At 51.3% G+C, this 22,676-nt stretch carries 22 protein-coding genes and 1 pseudogene; 5 read left to right on the top strand and 18 right to left on the bottom strand.

The window, feature by feature from the left end; all coding sequences use genetic code 11:
• Positions 1 to 248 precede the first annotated feature (248 nt).
• Positions 249 to 971 (top strand): head GIN domain-containing protein, encoded by a 723-nt coding sequence (locus tag G5168_RS07980; protein ID WP_421252061.1) that lies wholly within the window; start codon positions 249 to 251, stop codon positions 969 to 971.
• Between the two features lie 50 nt (positions 972 to 1,021).
• On the opposite strand, the gene fghA is transcribed toward G5168_RS07980, so the two are convergent.
• Together fghA and G5168_RS07970 are read right to left on the bottom strand one after the other, a co-directional pair.
• Positions 1,022 to 1,858, bottom strand: coding sequence for an S-formylglutathione hydrolase (gene fghA, locus G5168_RS07975; RefSeq protein WP_421223236.1), 837 nt, complete (start codon positions 1,856 to 1,858; stop codon positions 1,022 to 1,024).
• Between the two features lie 48 nt (positions 1,859 to 1,906).
• Positions 1,907 to 3,034, bottom strand: coding sequence for an S-(hydroxymethyl)glutathione dehydrogenase/class III alcohol dehydrogenase (locus tag G5168_RS07970; RefSeq protein WP_019446200.1), 1,128 nt, complete (start codon positions 3,032 to 3,034; stop codon positions 1,907 to 1,909).
• Between the two features lie 120 nt (positions 3,035 to 3,154).
• Between G5168_RS07970 and G5168_RS07965 the strand changes: the two genes are divergently transcribed.
• Positions 3,155 to 4,060: a LysR substrate-binding domain-containing protein gene (locus G5168_RS07965; RefSeq protein WP_421236314.1), complete on the top strand. Its 906-nt coding sequence runs from the start codon at positions 3,155 to 3,157 to the stop codon at positions 4,058 to 4,060.
• 309 nt (positions 4,061 to 4,369) lie between these two features.
• Here the strand turns inward: G5168_RS07965 and G5168_RS07960 are convergent, their stop codons facing one another.
• From G5168_RS07960 to G5168_RS07935, 6 genes and pseudogenes are all read right to left on the bottom strand, one after another.
• Positions 4,370 to 4,603 carry a helix-turn-helix transcriptional regulator gene (locus tag G5168_RS07960; RefSeq protein WP_089643914.1) on the bottom strand — a complete coding sequence of 78 codons (234 nt, stop codon included), beginning with the start codon at positions 4,601 to 4,603 and terminating at the stop codon, positions 4,370 to 4,372.
• The gene (locus G5168_RS07955; protein ID WP_089643913.1) at positions 4,600 to 4,839 is read right to left on the bottom strand and encodes a helix-turn-helix transcriptional regulator; all 240 of its coding nucleotides are present in this window, start codon (positions 4,837 to 4,839) and stop codon (positions 4,600 to 4,602) included. The genes G5168_RS07960 and G5168_RS07955 overlap by 4 nt, the downstream gene beginning before the upstream one ends.
• Before the next feature lie 765 nt (positions 4,840 to 5,604).
• A pseudogene (trfA, locus tag G5168_RS07950) lies at positions 5,605 to 6,453 on the bottom strand (plasmid replication initiator TrfA); the annotation flags it as partial.
• A 439-nt stretch (positions 6,454 to 6,892) separates the two neighbouring features.
• Entirely contained in the window at positions 6,893 to 9,691 is a 2,799-nt protein-coding gene (gene traN, locus G5168_RS07945) for a conjugal transfer mating pair stabilization protein TraN (protein WP_421252060.1), read from the bottom strand.
• Between the two features lie 86 nt (positions 9,692 to 9,777).
• Positions 9,778 to 10,320, bottom strand: a complete 543-nt coding sequence (locus G5168_RS07940; protein ID WP_040552118.1) for a FlhC family transcriptional regulator — start codon at positions 10,318 to 10,320, stop codon at positions 9,778 to 9,780.
• A 2-nt stretch (positions 10,321 to 10,322) separates the two neighbouring features.
• A complete protein-coding gene (locus G5168_RS07935; RefSeq protein ID WP_089643910.1) occupies positions 10,323 to 10,511 on the bottom strand; it encodes a hypothetical protein in 189 nt (62 codons plus the stop codon).
• Positions 10,512 to 10,682: 171 nt separating this feature from the next.
• On the opposite strand from G5168_RS07935, the gene G5168_RS07930 reads away from it, so the two are divergent.
• Positions 10,683 to 10,943: a hypothetical protein gene (locus tag G5168_RS07930; protein WP_089643909.1), complete on the top strand. Its 261-nt coding sequence runs from the start codon at positions 10,683 to 10,685 to the stop codon at positions 10,941 to 10,943.
• 27 nt (positions 10,944 to 10,970) lie between these two features.
• Here the strand turns inward: G5168_RS07930 and G5168_RS07925 are convergent, their stop codons facing one another.
• The 3 genes from G5168_RS07925 to G5168_RS07915 all read right to left on the bottom strand — a co-directional run bounded on the left by G5168_RS07925 (position 10,971) and on the right by G5168_RS07915 (position 16,188).
• Positions 10,971 to 12,335 (bottom strand): hypothetical protein, encoded by a 1,365-nt coding sequence (locus G5168_RS07925; RefSeq protein ID WP_421252059.1) that lies wholly within the window; start codon positions 12,333 to 12,335, stop codon positions 10,971 to 10,973.
• Between the two features lie 62 nt (positions 12,336 to 12,397).
• Positions 12,398 to 12,754 carry a hypothetical protein gene (locus G5168_RS07920; protein WP_421252058.1) on the bottom strand — a complete coding sequence of 119 codons (357 nt, stop codon included), beginning with the start codon at positions 12,752 to 12,754 and terminating at the stop codon, positions 12,398 to 12,400.
• Positions 12,751 to 16,188, bottom strand: coding sequence for a conjugal transfer protein TraG N-terminal domain-containing protein (locus tag G5168_RS07915; protein ID WP_421252057.1), 3,438 nt, complete (start codon positions 16,186 to 16,188; stop codon positions 12,751 to 12,753). The genes G5168_RS07920 and G5168_RS07915 overlap by 4 nt, the downstream gene beginning before the upstream one ends.
• A 207-nt stretch (positions 16,189 to 16,395) precedes the next feature.
• Here G5168_RS07915 and G5168_RS07910 point away from each other — a divergent pair, with 207 nt between their 5' ends.
• Positions 16,396 to 17,271, top strand: a complete 876-nt coding sequence (locus G5168_RS07910) for a hypothetical protein (protein WP_421252056.1) — start codon at positions 16,396 to 16,398, stop codon at positions 17,269 to 17,271.
• Positions 17,268 to 17,702 carry a hypothetical protein gene (locus G5168_RS07905; RefSeq protein ID WP_089643904.1) on the top strand — a complete coding sequence of 145 codons (435 nt, stop codon included), beginning with the start codon at positions 17,268 to 17,270 and terminating at the stop codon, positions 17,700 to 17,702. Before G5168_RS07910 ends, G5168_RS07905 begins: the two co-directional genes overlap by 4 nt.
• A 337-nt stretch (positions 17,703 to 18,039) precedes the next feature.
• Here G5168_RS07905 and G5168_RS07900 read toward each other — a convergent pair whose 3' ends face one another.
• From G5168_RS07900 to G5168_RS07870, 7 genes are all read right to left on the bottom strand, one after another.
• The gene (locus G5168_RS07900; RefSeq protein WP_096002393.1) at positions 18,040 to 18,309 is read right to left on the bottom strand and encodes a hypothetical protein; all 270 of its coding nucleotides are present in this window, start codon (positions 18,307 to 18,309) and stop codon (positions 18,040 to 18,042) included.
• A gap of 92 nt (positions 18,310 to 18,401) precedes the next feature.
• Positions 18,402 to 18,719, bottom strand: coding sequence for a hypothetical protein (locus G5168_RS07895; RefSeq protein WP_089643902.1), 318 nt, complete (start codon positions 18,717 to 18,719; stop codon positions 18,402 to 18,404).
• Between the two features lie 78 nt (positions 18,720 to 18,797).
• Positions 18,798 to 19,052, bottom strand: a complete 255-nt coding sequence (locus tag G5168_RS07890; RefSeq protein WP_089643901.1) for a hypothetical protein — start codon at positions 19,050 to 19,052, stop codon at positions 18,798 to 18,800.
• Positions 19,053 to 19,360: 308 nt separating this feature from the next.
• Positions 19,361 to 19,870, bottom strand: a complete 510-nt coding sequence (locus tag G5168_RS07885) for a hypothetical protein (RefSeq protein ID WP_089643900.1) — start codon at positions 19,868 to 19,870, stop codon at positions 19,361 to 19,363.
• A 9-nt stretch (positions 19,871 to 19,879) separates the two neighbouring features.
• Positions 19,880 to 20,968: an XRE family transcriptional regulator gene (locus tag G5168_RS07880; RefSeq protein ID WP_421252055.1), complete on the bottom strand. Its 1,089-nt coding sequence runs from the start codon at positions 20,966 to 20,968 to the stop codon at positions 19,880 to 19,882.
• 131 nt (positions 20,969 to 21,099) lie between these two features.
• Positions 21,100 to 21,429 carry a hypothetical protein gene (locus G5168_RS07875; RefSeq protein WP_089643898.1) on the bottom strand — a complete coding sequence of 110 codons (330 nt, stop codon included), beginning with the start codon at positions 21,427 to 21,429 and terminating at the stop codon, positions 21,100 to 21,102.
• Positions 21,430 to 21,448: 19 nt separating this feature from the next.
• A complete protein-coding gene (locus G5168_RS07870; RefSeq protein WP_069140164.1) occupies positions 21,449 to 22,321 on the bottom strand; it encodes an integrase domain-containing protein in 873 nt (290 codons plus the stop codon).
• Positions 22,322 to 22,676: the final 355 nt, after the last annotated feature.

Here is a 22,676-nt window from a genome sequence, read left to right as displayed (position 1 = left end):
TCAAAAACTTCCACGGGCTGTCAGCATAGTGACCGGTAGAACGACCCGCCAATCAGCCACAATCATATCCGTTCGAGAATGGTTATTTTCACCAAAATATGGTCTAAATGGCTCTCTGGATTCTTCGATTTGTTCTGGGTGAAATAGTTATTTCCTTTTGAATCATCATGTTAATTTTTGGCTCACGCTTTGCAGAGCATGAAAACCAATTGGCCCTGGATGGGCAACACATAAGGAGGAGAGTAGCGATGAAATGGATGATGGTTGTCATGTTGATGGCGGGGCTCAGTGGTTGTCACTGGCTGGATCAGACCAGAGTGACCGGAACGGAGGCTGTGGTTGAGCGCCAGCAGGCGCTCGGTGATGGGGTGACCCGTGTGCTGGCGGGGGTGCCTGCCACCCTCCATCTGGTAGCGGGGGAGCCGCGCGGCATCCTGATCAAGGGGCAGGAGAACCTGCTACCCTATCTGGTGCTGACCGAGAGCGGCGACAAGCTGGAGATCGAGGTGAAGGAGGGTTACCGGCTCGATCCTACCGAGCCGCTGGAGCTGACCATCACCTTGCCTGTGTTGAACGAACTGGCATTGGCCGGGACCGGCAACGGCGATCTGAGCGGCTTCAAGGGCGATGAGCTGGTGCTGTCGGTGGCCGGTACCGGTGACATTGTTGCCAGTCAGCTGGAGCTGAAACGGCTGGAAGGGAATATCGCTGGCACCGGCAGTCTGGAGTTGGGCAGCGGTTCGGCACAGGCCATCGAGTTGAACATTGCTGGCTCTGGTGATGTGCTCGGGAGCGAGATGCGCGGCAACGAGGTAGAGGTCAATATCGCCGGCAGCGGTGATGTGGCGGTACGGGCGCAGGAGACGCTGAAAGTCGGCATCGCCGGTTCAGGCAACATCGCCTACTGGGGCGATCCCAAGGTGGAGCAGCAGATCGCAGGCTCCGGCGGAGTGACCCGCGCGGGCAGCTGATATCAACCGATCACCACAACTGAAACAGGCCCGCAACGGGCCTGTTTTGATCAGAGGTGGCGGGCGTGAAAGCGCAGGTGCGCCTCGATAAAGCTCGCCACGAAGTAGTAGCTGTGGTCATAGCCTTCGTGGCTGTTGAGCTCCAGCGGCCACCCCTTGCTGGCGGCCACCTCGGCCAGCGCATCGATATGCAACTGCTCGGCGAGGAAGGGATCATCCAGCCCCACATCTACCAGGGTGGGCAGCGGCGTGACCGGCTGGTGGCGCAGCAGCTGGCAGGCATCCCACTCCTGCCACAGCAGAGGATTGCTGCCAAGATATGCCCCGAGCGCCTTCTGGCCCCAGGGGCTGCGGCTAGGGTGGCAGATCGGGCTGAACGCCGAGACCGAGCGGTAGCGACCCGGCTCTCGCAACGCGGCGATCAGCGCACCGTGACCGCCCATGGAGTGGCCGCTGATAGCGCGTCGGGTCGAGACCGGGAAGTGGGTCTCTATCAAGTCAGGCAGCTCGCGGGTGACGTAGTCATACATCTGGTAGTGCGCCTGCCAGGGGCTCTGGCTGGCGTTGACGTAAAAGCCTGCTCCCATGCCGAGGTCATAACCGGGATCGTCTGCCACCCCGTCGCCGCGGGGGCTGGTGTCCGGCGCCACCAGGGCGATGCCGAGCTCAGCGGCGATACGCTGGGCACCCGCCTTCTGCATGAAGTTCTCATCGGTGCAGGTGAGGCCGCTGAGCCAGTAGAGTACGGGCACCTTCTGGCCGGTGAGGGCCTGAGGCGGCAGATAGATGGCAAAATTCATCTCGCAGCCGAGCACGCTGGCGCTGTGGCGATAGCGCTTGTGCCAGCCGCCGAAGCTCTTGTTGCTGCTGATAATCTCCAGATTCATCGAAGGACTCCTGCACCCCGCTCGCAGTGGCGGGCGGGGTGATCATGCTCAGTAGTGGATGACGGTGCGGATGCTCTTGCCTTGGTGCATCAGATCGAATGCCTCGTTGATCTGCTCAAGCCCCATGGTGTGGGTGATGAAGTCATCGAGGCGGAACTCGCCCTGCATGTAGCGCTGCACATAGCTCGGCAGTTCGCTGCGACCGCGTACCCCGCCGAAGGCGCTGCCGCGCCAGACCCGACCGGTCACCAGCTGGAACGGACGGGTGCTGATCTCCTGACCCGCTCCGGCGACACCGATGATGACCGACTCGCCCCAACCCTTGTGGCAGCACTCCAGCGCTGCGCGCATCACCTTGACGTTGCCGATGCATTCGAAGGAGAAGTCGACGCCGCCGTCAGTCAGCTCGACGATCACCTCCTGAATCGGTTTGTCGTAATCGTTCGGGTTGATGCAGTCGGTGGCGCCCAGCTTGCGTGCCAGTTCAAACTTGCTCTCGTTGATGTCGATGGCGATGATGCGACCGGCCTTGGCCAGACGAGCCCCGATCACCGCCGAGAGGCCGATGCCCCCCAGCCCGAAGATGGCGACGCTCTCACCCTCTTTCACCTTGGCGGTGTTCATCACGGCGCCGATGCCGGTGGTGACGCCACAACCGAGCAGACAGACCTCTTCCAGCGGGGCGGCCGGGTCCACCTTGGCGATGGAGATCTCCGGCAGTACCGTGTATTCGCTGAAGGTGGAGGTGCCCATGTAGTGATAGATGGGCTGGCCATCTTTCGAGAAGCGGGTGGTACCGTCCGGCATCAGCCCCTTGCCCTGGGTGGCGCGGATCTTCTGGCACAGGTTGGTCTTGCCGGATTTGCAGAATTTGCACTCGCCGCATTCGGGGGTGTAGAGCGGGATCACATGATCCCCCACCTTGACGCTGGTGACCCCTTCGCCGACCGATTCGACGATGCCGCCCCCCTCGTGGCCGAGAATGCAGGGGAAGACCCCTTCCGGATCCTCACCGGAGAGGGTGAAGGCATCGGTGTGGCAGACGCCGGTCGCGACGATGCGCACCCGCACCTCGCCCGCTTGCGGTGGCATGACTTCCACCTCTTCGATGGAGAGGGGCTGGCCCGGGCCCCAGGCGATGGCGGCCTTACACTTGATGCTTTGAACCTGTGCCATGACGGATGTCCTTATTGTTGAGCAGGGTGAACAGAGATGAGTTCGGGCATTCAGTGTAGTTTCCCGCCGATTTGGTGATAATGAGGGCAAATCTCAAATCACTTTTACACACAGGTAATAATGTTCAGCTGGGAAGGGATCTGTGAATTTGTCAGCGTGGCGGAGCAGGGGGGTTTTACCCCGGCGGCGCGCAAGCTGGGAGTGTCGGTGGCGCAAGTGAGCCGGCAGGTGGCACAGCTGGAAGATCGGCTGCAGGCCAAGCTGCTGCTGCGTACCACCCGTCAGGTGCGACTCACTGAGCTTGGCGAGATCTACTATCGCCACTGCCGTCAGCTGCTCGATAACCTCTACGAGGCGGAGCTGGCGGTGGGGCGCCATCAGGCGGTGCCGCAGGGCACCCTGCGCATCACGGCCCCAGTCTCCTACGGCGAGAGCCGCATCGCCCCGCTGGTGAACGACTTCATGGTGCGTTTCCCCCAGCTGGAGGTGACCCTCAACCTCACCAACCAGCTGCTGGATCTGGTGCACGAAGGCTACGATCTGGCGCTTCGGCTAGGTCATCTCAAGGATTCGACTCTGGTGGCGCGCAAGCTGGCGCAGCGGGTGCCCTATGTCTGCGCCTCACCGGCTTACACCGCTCGCCACGGCATGCCCAACAGCCTCTCCGAGCTGACCCGCCACACCTGTCTGGTAGGCAACAGCGACGAGTGGCACTTCACTCTGGATGGCCGCCCCCACAGCGTGCGGGTGCGCGGCCTGTTGCAGTGCAACAGCGGCCACGCCCTGCTGGACGCGGCGCTCAAGGGGATCGGCATCATCCAGCTGCCGGACTACTACGTGAGCGACCATCTGGCCCGAGGGGAGCTGATCGAGTTGCTGCCTGAACTGCGGGCCCCGGCGGAGGGAATCTGGGCCCTCTATCCCCACAACCGCCACCTCTCCCCCAAGGTGCGGCTGCTGGTGGACTATCTGGCCGAGCGGCTGAGCGACCCTCACCAACCGGCGCTGGTGATGCCCATAGGCTAGGGCTCTCCCCAGCCGTTGACTCACCGGCGGCGGGCGACAGGTGCGATGGCCTGAAAATAAAAGAGCCCTTGAGGAATCAAGGGCTCTTTTGCAGGTAACAACCGGATAGTCAGCGACCCATCATTCGATGTTCTGGATTTGCTTGTGGAGTGTTTGGGGGTATTTATTTAAAATCAATGTGTTATATATGAGTTTTGGCGTTATTCAAGGAGGCCACTAACCACATTACTCACCAGTTGGCCAAAGTTATATTGAAGTTCAGCCGTAGACGTAGGGTACCACATCCCATCCAAGGGTCGAGAGAGGAGGCTACTTCTGCATCCAGGCTAATAGGTCCGACAGCAGCCATACTGTGCTTCCCCCGACTCTTTTACGCCGTGGGACTTCACCAGACCTCTCCAGCCGCCACCAGGTTGTCCTGCTGATGGCGGTGATGCGTTCGCGCTCGGCCTCTTTGATCAACCGCTCGGACTCATTGTAAGCTCTGAGGATCTTTCCCCGAGTCTCCGCTGGCGGCGGAGAGAATCGGTTCGCCTGTGTCATGAGGCTTCCCCTTGCTTGTTACGCAGCAACCACTGGTCGATTTCGGAGCGCTTGAAGTAGACCCTTTTGCCCATCGGTTTGAAAAACGGGATCTCTTTCTTGGACGTCAACTTGTACAAGTACGAGGTGGACAGGCCCGTATAGATGGCACAGTCATTAATGGTCATGATTTCTTTGGCAGGAATGGCCAGTGATTGGATCTGTTCTAGCACAGATACCAGTTGATTCTCGGTCATAATCTTTCCCTTGGGTGGTCAGGAGTTGCTGTTATTTTCTCTTGATCACCCTTCGAGGCCGACCTCTGGAATTGCCCTTTTCGGACAATTTGAGCGGTATTGCTACTCTCTGATTTCACATGCAGGGTCACCGCCTTGAGTTCTGTGGCTTTCTGACTAGGTTCATGGGGTACCTGATGATCAGACTCTAACGGTGTAGACTTCACAGATGACGCTTGATTGTTTCTTGAGCAAGCGGGTTAAAATAAATATTGGTTTATAGAAAAGGTTAAATAAGAGGTTAAAGATAAGGTTATATGGGTGTGGATATCCAGCGTAATAATTTGATTTTGAAGAATAAAAATAAAATATTCTGCCCCTCTTATGTCAATAAGGTGCCCGTCAAATGTCAATAGTTGGCCCCTCAAATATCAATAACGTTGCCCCTCAAATGTCAGTAATCCGGCTGGGTTTCCAACAGGGTTGCCCACAGCAATAGTGGATAACTCGAGGTTGCGCTGGCGTTTTACCGCGCTGTCGCGGCTCGGAAACAGCCAAAATAGCAACGCGCCCCTCATTTGTCAGTAGCTTGCCGAGGGGGTTGCCCCTCAAATGTCAATGAAAGCCCCCCACTTATCAGTATTGGCCGCATTCCCCAGATATAATTCAGGACTTATGCACAGGCTGGTCGGTCGTCCAAGGCGTTTTGTGGTGTGCGCAGAAGGAATGATTGGAGGGAAAGGTGTTGGAATTCAGAAGGGATAGAGATGGTGTTTAAACCCAGAGTCACCGTTTGCAGTGCACCAAGTCATTATGAACCCAGGCACTTGCCACCATGTCGTTCTCGCACAGCTCGTCACAGGCCGCGCCGACCTGTTCGCGCCACTTCTTTGCTCTGGTTGATTCTGAGCCGCACATCAACCGAAAGGTCTCCAGCTTAAGCGGATAGGGCTCTTTGTGGGATGCGAAGTAGTCGAACATCCGCCGGGCTGTGGGCGACAGCTTGCGGTACTTTTCCCAGACGAATTTCGAATAGTGATCGCCAGCGAAGAGCACGACGATCTCTTCGTCGATTTCAACCTGGCATAGAGATGTTTTCTTGCCTCGATCCAAGACGCGGAATCGATGGATAAGCGACAGTGATTCGAGGCGGCCGATCCGCGCGGAGGAAAAGGCCATAGCGGACGCCTGGAGGCGAGACAAGCATTCTTCGGCCTTGGTGTAATAGGCTTTGTTGATCGACCAACCCAAATCCTGGCAAAGTCTGTAGAACGTGAAAGTAATTGGCTCGCCCAATGGCGACCGTTTGGAATATTCCAGTACCTGCTGCCAAACCAGTTCGTCGTCCTGAGCGCGCAGCTCAACACCTGTATAGGTTATATTAACGTCTTTGTTGACATGGTAAATGGGGTGGTTCTGCAAGGCCGCACGGGGAGTGCGCTTGTTGCGCACAGTGAACAGCGCCGATCGAGCGAAGTCGTTCGGCATGACCCGCATATTGTCGGACCAGGGAGCAATGTCGAATAGCGAGAGTTGCAGGTCTTTTATCTCCTGCTTCGTGTGTTGAAGTAGAGCCGCCTGCTTCGCTTCATCCACTCTCGCAGCCAGCACTTCGGCGGCTGGCTTGCGGCGCTTTTTATTGCTCTCCATATATCTACTAGCAGGCTTCATCAGACTCAACCAGACGAGACGCCAGCCAGGATTCAAGTTGGTCGACCCGATAGCGCAGTGTCCGCTCTCCAGCCAGACGATAGGGCCGGGGAAAAGTTGGATCGTTGGCCCGGATTCGTTGAAGCGTTGGCGCGGAAATCTTCAGTAGAGCCGTTACTTCGTGCACTGACAGAAGCTGTAGATGCCTGTGACCAGTGTCACTTTCGATTTGGATTGTCTGCTGCATAGGTTCCCCTGATGAATTTGATCACAGGGGCAATTTTGCTGGGTGGCGTCTAAAAACCTCACCTCTGGAAGTGCCCTTTTCGGGCGCAAAGAACGAGAATCACGAGAGAACTTTCACATGTGAAAGTTTTCATCAATGATTAAATCCAGCATGATGCTGGCTTTAACGGGGTGGATCTCAATTCGAGCCGTCCCAGTCCGGGAAGATCTCGGAGGCCAAGTCGCGCCGCGCCTTATCTACGTCGACGCCGTTCAAGCGTTCCAGTGTCCTTTCTTGGGCGTTCTTACGGCTACCGTCAATGTTGAAGTCGCTACCGGCTCCGGTCAGGCTGTCGAGGTTTAGCGAGCTCGGGTCCGGAAACTTGCCGTTCTGTTGCAGAATCCCAAGCCACTCGTCCAGGTTGACCTTGCTCCAGTCAATCTCTGCGATCTTATCCAGCGGGATACCGCCGCATTGGGGATGCTCGGCGTTCCCGAAGTCCATGCCTAGTTGCGGACGAACCTGCTCCTGGACAATACGGGACAACGGTGAGTTGAAGCAGCAGTATGCCTCGCGTTTCTCGACACAGGCTCCGAGCACCTTAGACTTGCAGTAAGAGCCGACATAGGAGCAGTTCTTGAGGGCGCGTTTGGCATTCATTGTGAACTCTTCTTCCTCGCATTTATAAATCATCTGGATCATAACCATAGCCACGACATAGACCGTGTAGATAGTCATGGCGGTGCTCAACCAGGTTGCGGCGCTTTCCATCAAGCTTTCCTGGGCCAATTTCCCTGCACCTCCGGCAGCCGCCTCTTGGGTGGCGGCATCTTGCCCGAGGGATTTCATGACATCGGCCATGACCTCTTTGACTTGTTCCGTTAACTGGTCAATCAATTCGTCAACGAATTGCTCCACGGGTTGGTAGAAGGAATCGACCGCGCCAGACATATTTTCGATGTAACTGGCGAAGGGCTTGGTAACCTCCGTCCAGCCTTCCAATACCGGTTCCCGGAGGATCTGATAGGCGCCTTTGATAGCCGATGGGTTGGCTTCCGACCCAAGCGCCATGATGGCACCGTCGAGCTTTGGCACGGCCATGATCAGATTCAGATAGTCGGCAAGCGAGATATTGGATGGCTTCTCGCAGCAATCCGAAACCCCGCCCACGGCGATCTTGCATTCGCCGGCTTCACCGGCAAAGGCGGAACAAATAACGTTCTCATCGCCTGTGGGATTTTTGTCGCCGTCCAGCCCGGTACAGCTCATGTCCTGGGTCATGAACTGCGCCGCGTTGAGCAGTGCCGTGGCGCGTGCGAAGTCCGTGCTCTGGGTCTTTGTCACGTCAAGACAATCGTCACCCATGCAGCGGATCGGCCCACCGCACTGGTATTCGGTTTCCTTCTCCAGTGTCGGGACCGCGACATCAGAACCGCAGTCATAGGTATCTTCATGCACGTAGCAGGTGCCGGATGCGCCTTCGGCCCCATCCACGCACTTGGAGCTGATAAATCCGCACTGCGGGTTGTTCTCTAATTCGGTACAGCTATTGAGATTACCGCCCGAGTTGACCGGGCAATGGATCTCACCCTGGGGATCGGTCCAGCATTCCATTTGCCCCTTATAGAAATCGTAATCGGCTTTGACTCGGACCTTCTTGCAGAGCTTTGGAATACCAGGTAGCGGTGACGGTTTGAGTTGGGACTCGCAGATTTTGATGCCGTTGATAAAGGTGCAGCCGCTCGCATCCGTCGGGTCGTCAACGCAGGCAATCTCGCCCTCTGCGAAACCGTCGATGACGCCTTTGGCCGAGTCCATACAGCTTTGCGGAGACCATTCATCCTTGGTGATGGCTTTGGCCGGGTCGTAGTGGATTCTGATACGGCCAAACCCCTCGCCATTGCCAGTGACAGAAACCCTGATCTTGAATGTCACGACATCGCCGTCATTGACGTTCTTGAAGTATGGGGTCACATCGACATTCGGGTTACGCTCCCAACTCGTGGAGAGCTCACACTTACCCGCTGTCTCTGGCGGAAAGTTGTTGTTCGGCCCCTGCCAGACCTTGGTTTCCTGGCCGGATTTACCGACCCAAACCTGCATGTAGTCGTCCCACTTCGCATATTCAAGCGTCGCAGAAACGATAGCGTCCGGGTTGCTAACCTGGACACGGGTGTATTCCTCGTAGATCTTACAGTTACCTGCCCAGTAGTCGTCCCCTATTTTACCGATCCAGAGCTCTGTACACCCCTCGCCACAAGACTTGAGGTTGTATGGACCGTCATAGTGCTTCACCACAGAAGCATCGTAGTCATGGACAACTTCACAATCAGCACTTTGGTCCACAACACGCTGGCACCGCTCATACTCAGGAACATGCGCATTGATAGTGTTCTGGTTGATGGTTGTTTCGGCTGAACAATCTCCGAACCCGTCAGCAATCAGATCCATGTCCTCGTAGGTCTGTTTGCTCAGATTCAGTACCGGGTCCTTACTGAAATCTGGACGTGAGCGGTTAGCTGCATCGAGGAGTACTTTGTAGGCAGCACCGGAGATGGATGGATCGGCGCTATTCGCGTCGGACCAAAGAGCCCCCTTGGCGCTGTTGCCCACGTCGTCCATGTCGTCGCCGGAATCGTAAATACCCTGGAGCATGTCAACATCGGGTTTGTTGGCATCCGGGAAATAGTAGCTATCGGGTTGGCCGTCACCCCCGCTGGTTCCTGGAAACAGGTCATTCACATTGATCTGGCTTCCGCCATTCATCTGGAATTGACCGTCTTTCAGCGTCGGCATCGAGATCGTGCCGTTTTGAACCGAACCCGAGTTGGCTCTGAACGAGTTGGCGAGGTCTTGACCAAAGGCCTGGGCTTCTTTCCCAACGGAGGAAATGTCCGGATTCCGACTGCCTGCAGCGTATGTATGGATCGGCAGTACCGACATCGTGACCGTCAGCAGCAAGGCCACCATTCTCATGAAGAGTGTTTGGTTTCTCATAGCATGGCTCTCAATAAAATCTTGAGAACCATGCTATTCGGCTGAAGTAATAAACCTCCTACGCGAAACTGCCCAATTGCGGAAAATCACGCAGCTTTACTCTTATCGGCGACGCAAAAAGGACACTCCACGCAGGTCCTTTGGTTGACCGAGGTAAAGTACGTGCATTCACAATTATCGCACTGCTCAAGCATTGCATCACCACATCTGAGCTCGGATGCCAAACACCAGGCATCAGTGATATCGAAAGGAGCCCATCGAGCTCCTTTCATACCAGGAACTTCCTTGCGAATAGCGTGATACATACGAAATGCCTTGTTCAAGGCTTTGATATCAATCGATCTGATTACGTCCTCACCACCAATATTGCGGTAAAGCTGCATCAGCAGTGACGCCTGAATCTTGGAGGTGTGACTGTGAATAAGCGTGGCCCCGCCACGGAATGTACGTGATCTGCGCTCCAGCTCGTATCCATCGTTTTCGATGTCCTGATATAACCTGCGTACCTGTTTGTACGTCAGTCCCGTCTCGATCATAATGATTTTGGTGATGTAGCCAGCCAAGGCCATGTGGCGTGCTGCTATCCATCGGCCTAGCCACCCTGATTTATAATCCGTGCTTTTCTCCATTGTCAGGCTTCCTTGCAATTGGCGAACAAATTTCGGTATTGCATCCACAACGCTGCAATCACTGCTGGAAGAGCTGCCGCGTAAAGCCAATCGCTTCGCTCCACCCCGTCAAGCGTAATCAGCGACGCGATAGACAAGGAAAAGAGGGCGGCAACGAACCAGACCAGTTTGTTTTTCTTGGTGTTCTTCATCACATATCTCCTACGATAAAATTAGGGCTTCAATTCCTTTCTATCACGAAAGTTTAGATATGCAACTCCAAATGCTGTGTTTTTTTACAGTGTCATTTTTTGATACTTTGAAGACTTGCAGTTTCAGGTAATAATGAAATATTGGTCATATAATGACCGGAGGTATTCAATATGAAACGTATATTTGGATGGAGCATAGTGCTGGCAACTTTGTTCGCTGCATACAAAATTGCTGGAAGCGGAGGGCTTATTTTGTCCTTAATTCCATTAACCATTCTTATCGCCATTTTTGCGAATAGACATCCCAAAGACGCGGGTTCACAAGTTGTCAATTTTCAGGAATCGGTTAACTTTGATTACCAGGAAGACGTTAGTCTTCCCATACCTGATGCTTCGGATACAGGATCTGACTGGCGGGGAATCCCTTATTAAAAAGGTTGGCATTGCCAACCTTTGTTCTTATTCCATGGATAGATTAATGAATTCTCTTGCGCCTCTATTTTTTAAAACTTCAAAGTTATTGGTCTCTGTAATAACCGTCCTTACTGCACCTTCATATTGATGAGTACATAAGGTTGCAAATTTCCTTGAAAGTCCCTTATTTGAATCATCTATTTTACTGAATATGCTTATGGCGAAAGACAATATATGCTCAGAAAATTCTCTATCAAACTTACCACAATTAAAAACGTAGTAAAAAGATGATGCTATACATTCAATGAGGTCTGATAGTTCGTATCCATCGATTGTGAATAAAGAGTCAACGTCAAGCAAGTCATTGTAATTTCTGAATGATTCAAATAAATAGTAGTCAATCCGTGTTTTAAATTCGTTCTCAGATTGACCTTCAAATTCTCTGTAGTCAACCATGTTTCTTATAAATTTATGATAAAATATCCAAGGCGTCCGAACCGTTCCTTGATCTCGTCGGATTATGCTGCCCTTACAAAGATCATATTTCAATAGGTTAGAAAACAAAAAAATATATAATGTAGGTAAACTGTCATTTATAAAGTAATCATTTTGGACATTGCTGGGACTTTCATTTAGTTTTATTATTGTTTCTTCACTCTTCAGAAAATTCTCAAACGCCAAACCCAAATGCTCATAAAAAGAATATTTAAAGTTTTTATTTTCATCCGTATATAAGGATATCAATAATGGGGTGTCGTCATTGGGGATTCTTGGTGAATAACTCTGAAATAAGAAAGCCGCTTCCCACATCAAAGATGTTTTTCTAGATAAAAGCTGTGCCGAAACAAACTCATTAAACTTAATTATTGAAACATCACTGTCTGGGTACATCCTAAAAATTCTATTCAATAAAGAATAGTTGTGATTTTCTAGAAAACATAGAAAACCTTCTGATAAGATTAATTTTTTAATGATGGTTTCCGTTGACTTCATTTCTCTTAGCTTTGCTTTTTCGAAAAATTCAATATTACTTTCTAAAACATAGGATAGATCACCAAACGCTCCATTAACCAACAACTCATTTATGCTCTTAAATAAGGAGTTAGCTCGATGCTTCATGGTTTGACCAAAATTAACCGTCAACAAAAATGACAAAAGAATAACAATTGATGTAGCTAAAACAAGTTTGTCCTCATCAAATCCTGGTAGGAAAGTGTATGGCAAAAGCCAGCCCATCTCTTTTAAAAAATCATAGAAAAGGCAGGACAATATGACGAAAACAGAAACTATAAAGAATAAGAAATGTGGCCAGCCAAATTTATGTAAGTAGGTTACTTTTCGGCCACGCGAAAGCAGCGATAAAGCGGCAAGGATCACCGCGACTAAAGTTAAAAACCCTGATGAGTCCACCTTCATTCTCCCCAAAATAATCTTTTACTTTCAGAATAATACGATGTGATAAATATTCGTAGTCATTTACCAATAAATAGGAGTAATTTATCTCCCCGTATAGCCAATCGTGGTATGCGCTGGCCTCGACTCAACATTCCCCGTAAAAGATGTTGATTAATTGAGGTGTCCTTACTTGCAACCCTCAGTGCTTCCGCACTCGTTACCAACGAATCATCTTGTCTTTCCACAGGACCAGTGAGCCAATCCCCGTGGCCTTCCAGTATCATCAGTTTCAGTGTATTGATGACCAAGAGCGGAGTGATGGGGCCGCACGCTTCATGAGCTCCCAACAGACTATCCATGCTTGCCCATACCTGTTCCAGTTCGTCCTGAAGCTGGCGTTCCCGAAGTTTCAGTTGGACCAGTGCCGTATTCATGAACCACCTCCTTGCTTAACTGCAAAATAGCGCGAAACTGGAGCCAGATACCCCCCGGCCTGCTCTCGTCCGGCCCCTGCGGCGGACTCAATGATATCCGCTGTTTTGTTCGCCAAGGCGTCATCGCCCATTTCACTCCGGAGTTGGGCCCGATATTCCTGTTCCTTTCCATCGCTTGCGCCCAAGATGGATGAGGCAAACAACCGTGCACCCGCATCCGAATGGAGGCCATGCTCTTGTATCGCGGTCTGCATGGCCAAATTACGAAACTCATCTCCGTACTGCTGAACAAAGGCCTGCGCATGCTCTGCACCTGCTTCGCTCGCACTAGCAAACGCTGCCGCGAAGAACATACCACGCTCGCGAACCGACATGCCCTTGGCCGCCTCGGATAGGTCCGATTTCCCGGTGAGCCATTCCTTGGCTGCATAGAAACCGGAAACTCCTGCTCCGATAATGTCCCTACCCAGGTTGGCCGCACCAGTAGCCAGGAACCCTGGAAGGCCATACTGATCTTTGATGTATTGATCTCCCTTGTGTGCGTCGGCAATAAACTGATCGCGCTGCTCGGGCGTCATCCGTGCCAGTTGGTTCATCGAGTTGGCAAAGTCATTTGAGAATCCATCCATGGCCGCCCCTGAGCCGCCAACGATCTTGTCGAAGAATCGACCAGCCCCATCGGACGAGGCAAAGATATTGGATGCGGTGGATGATTCTACGTTGGAGTTCATTATCTGCGTTCTCAGTGACCCCAATCGCTCATCCTGGAACGACTCCTTTTGATTGGCATGAACGTCCTGTACTCGGCTCATATTCTTGTCATGCTGCTGGAAAACCGCCTCTTCGCCAGGCACACTGCCATAGGCCTGGGTACGCTGCCTCTCGTTCATACGACTGGGGTCTTGGAGTCGCTGGGTGTTGGAAAGGCCGGTGATTGCCGGAGCTTGCTGGACAAGCAACTGGTTCTCGTTAAACCGCCCCACACCCTGTGTGACGACACCACCAGTAGCCGCCGAGATAGCCTCAGCCGCAACAGTCTGCTCGGCTCCCTTGCCAGAGTTCAAAAGCGCGTAAATTTGCCCACCGGCTAACGCCTGCGCGGAATCCATTCCCAATGCCTGATAGAACCGTGCTTTTTCGGCAGCGGCCTGACGAGTCTCCGGCGACGCCATTCGCATCCCATTCTGTAACACGGTGCTTGCGGCTGGACTACCAACGGCAGAGGCGGCCAATGCCCGCATATCCATTTGACTGGCCGTGCCAATTGAGCTTTGAGCGGAGGAAAGGCGCTGATACGTATTTTGAGCGCTAACGGCTTGTGTCGCGGATTGGGAAAGTTGCTCGCGTTGTTCCTCACCCAATGAATTGGTGAACCGCTGGCCTGACTCGGTGTTGGTTTGTCGCGCCAGATCTTGGGTCAACGCTGCGGAATCATCCTTGGAAAAGCCCAAATTCTTTGTCAGCTTGTCTAGATCCGTAGTCAGTTGCTGACGCTGATCCGTCGTCCTGGACTCAGCAGACCCCGAAATATCTCCCTGTACTTTCAATGGCGCGTCTTTGCCAACTGCTCCCGACGCAGCAGCAATTCGACCTATTGGCCCTCCAATCACCGCAGCAAGCTTACCTGCATCAACAGATCCTGAAGCCTTCATAGCTATGGCACCAGCTATGGCATCAGTATGTGTTTCCGACAATCCGTACTGCCGTGCGTAATCCTGAGCCTGACCGTAAATTGCCTTAGCCTGACTCGAATCGGATGCCCTAAGGGTTTGGCCCAGCCCCTGCAACCTGGCGTAACTCTGCTCGGCCGATGCCCCGGAGAAAACCGAGTTTGATAGCTGTTCGGAGAAATTCCGCGTAGCTTGGGCGGATGCGGCCTGGCTGCTGCTAACCACTGAACTCAGGGTTTGTCCGATGTTCACCTTATCGACAAGCGATTCAGCTCCTGAAGCCATGGCACCACTGAACTGGTTATACGAGAACGCTGGCTGACCTTTCATTATCGGATCTTGTTGCAGAAGATCAGGCGTTTGCATTTTCTCGTTTACGTGGTCGCCGCCGTTGATGCGCGAGGCTAGGCTGGTAAAGGCATAGGTGCTACCAGTGACGATGAATAAGGAAATGATCGGCGTAGCAGCGGCCAACATCCCACCCGTTGCGATCCAGTGTTGCAGCACGTCACCTGTCGATGACAGCGCATACATAGAGTCCAGCCCGGAGCTACTCAGGCTGGACATCTCCTTGGATGCCGCCGTGTGAACAAACAAGTTGATAATGGACAGAACTGGCATCCAAAGCTGAATCCAAAGGATGGTCTGTACATATTTGCCCGCCAGTTGGAGACCAAAACTCCCCATTACGATGATAAAGGCAATGATCGGAGTGATGGCGTAGATGAACCCTTCGAAGAAGGTCAACATTGGGCGAACCACCGTCATGAACATGGACTGTTCCGCCGCCCACTGGGTATTCCGCTGCTGAATGGCCTGGTTAATCATCAGCGCGGAGCCGTAGTCCTGTAAGTCCTGATAGCGACCAGCGGCAGCCTCGTAGTAAAGGGGTTCCAGCACGGCTGCTTTCAAATAATCGATGGATGATGTTGTCGAAGCTCCCATAGCTTGCAGTGAATCGCCGATTTTGGTGATCGCGTCATCACCGGCACTGGTATCAATTCCCAGCAAGTTGTTCAAAGCGTCAACAACCACAGGGCTATTCAAATTTGCAGTGGCGTTACTGATGGCGACCCACCCGTTAGTGCAGGTGTAATCAGCACCATCAGGATTACCCGCAGAAAGGTAAAGGCGAGTTCCATAGAGCTGGGAGTTAAACCGAAGTGCTGTCTCGGTAGGACGATTCATAAGTTCATCAAGAGACATCAGTTTAAGGTCAACCTTGGTCAGTGTGCATTCACGGATGTAGTTGTTCCAGGACAGGCGCACATCGACATATCCACCGCCATTAGCCGCATTGAGAGCGGTGAAGACTCCGGAATCATAAGCTCTTCTGCGAACGTCATTCAGCAGCTTTAAAGTCTCCGAGAAATGGCTTTCCGTAACGTTCGGTACGATGACCCCGTATCCGGTCTCGAAGAGGTTGGTAATGGTGTATCCCACATTGGAGATCATCCCGCCCGCAAAGCCAACCAATAGCGGGACGTTGGCAACAACACGAACCTCGCCAGTATAGGCGTCTTCAATGGCAACCGTCGTGGTCGGCCCAAAGGAGCAGGCATAAATGACCCAGCCCAGCAAGACCTGCTGGAAGTTGATTTGTTTTGCTCCCTGAAAAACTGATTGGATACAGATGATGAGCACGCCGAGCAGCAGGCCAATGCTGACCATTTTCTCGAAGTCCCCAGTACCAGTGATCATGGACACCGCAATCAGGATTTGCTCCAAGAATGACGAGTCCCCGATAGAGTGAATTGTAAACATAGGCTTATTCTCCCGAAATTTGGAGATAGCCTATTCGCTCAATCCTCTTTACCACGACTCTGTAACTGCCCAATTTTGGCGTTTACCCAATTATCCCAACTTTGTACGTTCAGAACATATTTCCATTTATTTCAAGAAGATGCCTGCATGTTGTTGCGTTTTGGAGAACCTATGGCAACCTAATTCCATTGCATAGGAGAAACCTCAATGACAAAGAAACTAAACGCAATAATTCTTGCTGCCGGACTGGCCTCAGGTTGCGTAACGACGACAAACAGCTACCAATACAAGGGAGACCATAGCCGCGCCTACAACTTGGCCCAGGCCGGAGGCCTCTACGACGCAAGAGATTACGACATCCCAAGGGATCAGCGAGACGGTGTTATCAGCAAGGGATGGGATATCTCGGGTGACGCACTGCTGTTCAATTCCGGACATGGGCTTGGATTGGACTGGGGCAAGTCATTGGGCTTGGGCGTATTGACCAGTGCCTTTGCACCAAAGGGCGTTATGGAGCGAGACAGCGTATTTGGCTGGGTTCCGGAAACACAAGCAAGTGATGCCGGAGAAGCCTGGGAACTGATATCGAGCACCCTGCTCGACGGCATTGAGAAGTCCTTACAGCAGGCGAATGTCAAATACATTGTCGATAACAGCAATCTACATCAGGACCTTCCCCTGGTGTCGGAGTACATTTTTTCCTCGGTGCGGATTGTCGCTCCCGAGCACGGTTGCCCTGACTGGGAAACCGCCAATCGAGACTATGATCAGTCCTGTTATGTGGCCACGACCGTATATGCCCCCACAAAGGCGCCGAGAAAAGCTCCTGATTTTGTGGCAGGCGAGCAGAGCGGTTATGGCTTCTATGCGGATGACGAAACGGATTACTCCCGCATCAAAGTGAACATCCCTAAGGGTTCCAGCCTGGACAAGAACCAGTTGCTTGCAGGCATCAGCCGGGAGCTTCCGTCATGGGCATTCATCTTCGTTGCATCGCAAAAGCTGAATACTGACGGCTACACGGCACCAGTGATCCTGACAACAGGGAAGGCCGAACTATTCATCACGCCGGATCAAGGATGAGCGTGTGGCATGATGCCCTGGAGATCGCTCTGCTTCCTTTGGAGGAGACCGGCCTCTACTGTGATGGCATGACGTATGTGATCAGCCACCTGCTTCGGAAAGGCGGCATTCCCCACCGGAGCTACATAGGCTATGTAAAAGACGAGAAACATGGCGACCTGGTAGTGCCGCACTGCTGGGTAAAACTGGAGGGGGATGGTGATTGGGTTATCGATCTCCGACTACGCACTTGGCTGGGAGATGATGACGAGGTACCTCATGGTGTGTTTCAAACTACCAAGTGGTCACGGTTCACCTATAAGGGAGAGCCTATGGTAGACATCAAGTTGGACGAAGAGATAGTTGATGCCATGACCGATGGAAAACTTTCACATGTGAAAGTTCCTGAACGCAACGATTACTCAGTACCGTTTTTACGGGATTTGTTATAGAGGTACAAACTTCCAAAAGTGACCACAGTAAAAAATGCCAGTAAGCTCAGCATTCCTATTGTAAAAGCGTCCATCTAGCTCTCCCAATCATTCGGTTCTATACTCTAACTTTACATCATTAAACGGTATATTCCAGTGGCAAGAACACTAGAGCAACTCTTGGAGCAAGAGAAACCCGAAGTTGTAGCCGAGGCCAAACGCAAGGCATCAGTGATGCTCCGCATCGTGGACAACAAGCAGACAACGGCCAAACAGGATCATAAAGCTGATTCAGACATTTCCTCTTCCCAGAAATAACGAAGGGCCAGACGAGCTGGCCCTTCGTTGTTATTAGCGATTAAATCACTAAGTACGGTTCATCGTTGTCGCTTTCAGCTATCGTCAAGTCAATAGTGAAAGTGATATCGACGCGCTCAACAGTCCGATTACACTCACAAGCGTACTCATCCTGTAAGCTTTTAAACATCTTTTCAGCCTCATCATGAGAAGAAGCCTCTACAGTTTCAACAGCTAATTCACCTTCTTTTTCGGTGTAGTTAACCCCACGGTAATACACGCGGCCACACACGTCGAATTGATGGATTTCTGTTTTAGTTTGTCCCAGCATTTTCATTCTCCAAGAGTTTAAAAGCCGGGACTTAGCCCAACCGGGCAAAGTACCCGGCAGGGTGATTTAAGGCTATCGTTCTGAAAGGTTATTCACACCTTGGCCGACAAGAACTTCTTATTGGAAGCAATTGCAGCTCGCTCAGAAACCAGTTCCCCTTCAAGCGGCGCGCATTCGATAGCATCGAAAACGCCGGATTGATTGCTACCGGAGGTAGCTCTCAACCATTCTCCGTTCAATGAACTGCTGACAGTAGCCAGCGGACTGACGACCCGTACGGGCCGCGTTTTTCTCAAGGACCGATATACTGCCATCGACGCCGCTTTTAATAGCTTGGCAACGATAGAAGCTCCGAAAGCAATGACGCCAACGGTAACAATCATGATCAAAACGAAAGTGGAAAAGTACATAAACACCTCCAATTAATTTGGAATTGAAGGGGCTGCACCGCGTAACCGGTGAACCCCGGTTACGGGATAGGAAAGGACTTATTGGACGGTATTGAACCAATCCACGATTGGCTCAAATTTGTCACCCCATTCCATGATTTTCACGAAGTCTTCTGAGTTATCAGCTCTCGCTAATCCACAGTAAGTTTTCGTATGACGACCATCAAGACACCGCAATATGGTGATATGAAGTGGTTCGCCAGATTCAGTTCTAGCGGCTGTTACTCCACGCCGTTGATGAACATGCGCATCATTAAGTGGAAGAATCAGACCGTTAACTTCGATTTTTGACATACAACACCTCAAATTTCTTTGAGGGTTCTCCCTTAACCGGAGAACCCCCGGCTAAGGGAAGGATTTAAGTTTGCTGTTTGTTTTTGGCGACCAGCTATCGCGCTCACTCAGCACGGGGCTGAAGTTGAGAACACTTTAACAAGCAATACGTCAGAGGATACTCGCTGGAACTGCCCTTTTTGGGCATCGTAAGAATAAAGGTGGAAACAAGTTAAGTGAGCGACGGTCAAAATGACTGAACATCTGGCAAGTAAAAGTAAAAACTCATATCTTTCAGATTAAGTTTGAAGTCGTGTGTGAAACAATAGCTAAAAAGCTCCTAATTTAATTGAAGTTTTGGTTCTTGAGTTCCAGTTTTCTGTATAGTTATCCCTTAATTTTGACTTCAGCTGTAATGAAGTAACACTAAGCATTGTCTCAAGGGATACTACCGAGTCCAAACAACCAAGGGCGTGAGTCGTTCTCATCGCGGCTTTATCTGGGCTGCAAAGTAGCCAGCAATCTTTCCCTAATGATGTTGCATAAGTGATAAGGTCTCTCTCGCCAGGGTCAAGCGTCATAATTTTTGCGTTAGGATAAGTCATATCGCATGTGAGCAGATCGACTTGTGTTACGTCATAGACGTGATGAAAACTATCTTTTAGAGTCCCATAGTCTATTTGAGTGCTACGATTGCAGTAACCATTTTGGGTTTCTTCAAGTACCTTAGTTACAGTATGAAGCTCAAATTCTTGAACTAAATGTCCCCAGCAAGAAAGTCTGTGGGACTCTAAAATCACATTAGTATCAATTAAAACAATATCACCAGACTTGATCATCATTAGTCCTTATAGATCAAATGGGGAGTCTTTCCCATAGTCTTTAAAGAGCAAACTTAACTCGTCAAAAGATATCTTTAAGGTTGATGATATTTTACGCACCGATAAATATCCGGTATCAATTGCTTTATATAAATAATCAACAAATTGAGCGTTATAACGTTTTGGTTTGTTTGAGTTTACTAGATTTCCATTATTAATTAACAGACGCTCATCCAAAGATTGCACTTGTCTTTGCGTCATTTTCCTTAAACTTTTTAGGCGCCACTTCATCGCTTGAGATGAAACTCCAAATTTTGTGGCTAATACATTTATAGAATCTTCAGTGATAAACTCAGACGAATTAGGAAAATGTTTCTCTATATTTTTTTTAGGCATTAACAATGCGCTTGCAAATGCATCCGCCAGCTTTTCTTCATGAGGCCTATTTGCTGAAGAATATGCCTTTTCAATATAAGCTGGAGGGATCGCATCCCATGTTAAGCAATGAAAAGTCTCATGAGCAATATCAAAATTTATACGACCAATAACTTCATTTCTATTTGCTAAAATGACAAACATATCATTCAACTTTGTAGCAGCTCCTGAAACAGAACTTGGCATATCCAGATAAAGAGTAGCTATATTAAATTTATCGAACAATTGTTCTTCCAATCTCTCTGCTGGATAGTCACCAAGTTCAAGTTCATCAGCTAATGATTGCCCAATTTGCTCTGCTTCATCAAAGCTACTGGTCTTTTTTATCGATATTTTAGGCAGCAAAACACTTGGTTTCTTTGATGAAAACTGTTTGTGTAGATCTCGATATAAGGCAATTATTCGGCTAGTGTCAGCTTCAAAAGAATCTAAAGTGTCCTGAGATGAGTCAGTCTGACGCCAAGAATATACAGCCTCACCAACTAACGAGTAGGGATCGACAAAATCCTCAAAGTTGACCTTTAAGTAATCTAATGCTTTTAGCAATTCTTCTGGTTTTAAAGCTCTTTCATATTTTTCAATTGCAGAGAGAGTTTGACGAGCATTGAACCCCATTGCGGTGGCTAGCTCGTCTTGATTTACGTTTTTCAGCAATCTATATGCTACAAGTCTTTCGACCATAGTATTTACGCTAAGCATGATAACGACCCGTGTTGTTTAGGCGGCACATACTAATCTTGCATATCAAAAAATGCAAGATACACCATCAAGTCTATAGGCTTTTCTCTAAAAATCAATTTAAATCAGGGCGCTTAGCGATCCAAGAACGCGGTATCTGCTTGATTATCAATGAGGTGAGCCTTCTTTGGAGGATTTGGAGGATCGCCAGCGCGACCAAGCAATTCCCACAGGAGTCGGAACGCATAGAAGTGATCACGCAATGTAGTCGCACTCAGCCTCTGGTGCCTGACGTAGTATCTGTGGATATGGGCTCTTCCTACCTGGGATGGGGATTTAACACCTTTCTCATTGGCCGCAATGTCCTCTAGAATCGCTATCAGGCGTTTCACCATCGCCCGCCTTGCGGTCTTTCCGCCGTGGCGGACATAGACATGTGATCTTTCTCTAACCCATTTTTCCATTGGTTCCTCCTGATGTTGCTTACCCCAAATAGGAGTTTGTTACGTCGATACGACCGTGGCCCAGCTCTCGCGCAACCTCCGACCGGATCTCCTGGTCCAGCATCCTGGCGTGGGCGACAGATACTCCAAGTTCCTTGGCAAGGTATTCATGATGGGCGCGGCCATGCTTTATTCCTGCTTTTACCGGGCATTCCGCGCCCAGCAGGTCCCGGTAGCGGGTTTGAGCGTAGTGGTGCCGCTCACCATGGAAGTTCACCGGATGGCGGCCAATCTCCCGGTAGGCTTCTTGCCGGAACTCGCGATAATTCTGCTCAGTAGGAATCATGCTGCGGCCATCCTGTATGGCGGCGGCCCGCTGGAGCGCCGTAATTTGAGCCTCACTGGTGATCGGAACAGTGCGCGCCCGGCCCCCCTTGGTGCCATCCTTTATGCTCACGGAGCCGGTTTTCTCGGCCTCTCTTAGTGCCCTGGCAGCATCCAGCTTGGCCGACTCCTCGAACCGCAGACCAAAATTACGCTGTAGTTCCAGCAAAGCCCCAAGGCGCTCGGAGGCCGCCCCCATTGCGGCATAATGGGCCACCTCCGAAACACTCCGGTCGCCAGTGGCGATGCCTGAGCGCTTTGGAAGTCCACCCTCGGAGACGGGGTCTACACGTACCTGCCGGTCGCCTCGCGCAATCTCCAACACCCGATTCACTGCGCTCAGGTAGTTCTGCGCCGTGGATGGCGCGATTTCTCCCCGCTCGTAGCGATCATTAAGGTGCGCCGCATAAGCGATCAAATGAGCCTTTTCTATATCACGCATGTCCTTAATGCCCTGTTCGGACTTAATCCAGTCGCTAAACACGCTCCATCGGTCGTGGATCGTGGCTATGGACTGGAAACTCTTCATACCTTCCTTCAGTGCATTCAGGCCTGCCTTGCCCATATCGCGACTTCGGAGACCAAAATTCCGGGAATCCGGATTAGTCCGCTCTGAGCGCATCGTGTGCTCCTTATGATCTTGTTAATCAACGTGTTGCTGGCCCGTCCGTACTCGGTGGTAAGTGAAACGCAGTTTTTAATTAGCTCTGCATGCTAAGGCCAACGCTGGGGATCTCGCCCAGGCACAGGGCAGATAAACCGATGCCCACGGTCGTTTCATACGAGCGGTACTGCTATGGAGCGAACTACTCATTCCACTGGCTGGTCTGTTCCGACGGAACAAACTGCCAGCAGATCCGGCTGGTACTGTCGTGTCATTCTCT

The organism is Aeromonas sp. 600724 (assembly GCF_049175135.1).
Lineage (GTDB): Bacteria > Pseudomonadota > Gammaproteobacteria > Enterobacterales > Aeromonadaceae > Aeromonas > Aeromonas veronii_A.
This window is presented reverse-complemented; position numbering and strand designations above follow the sequence as displayed.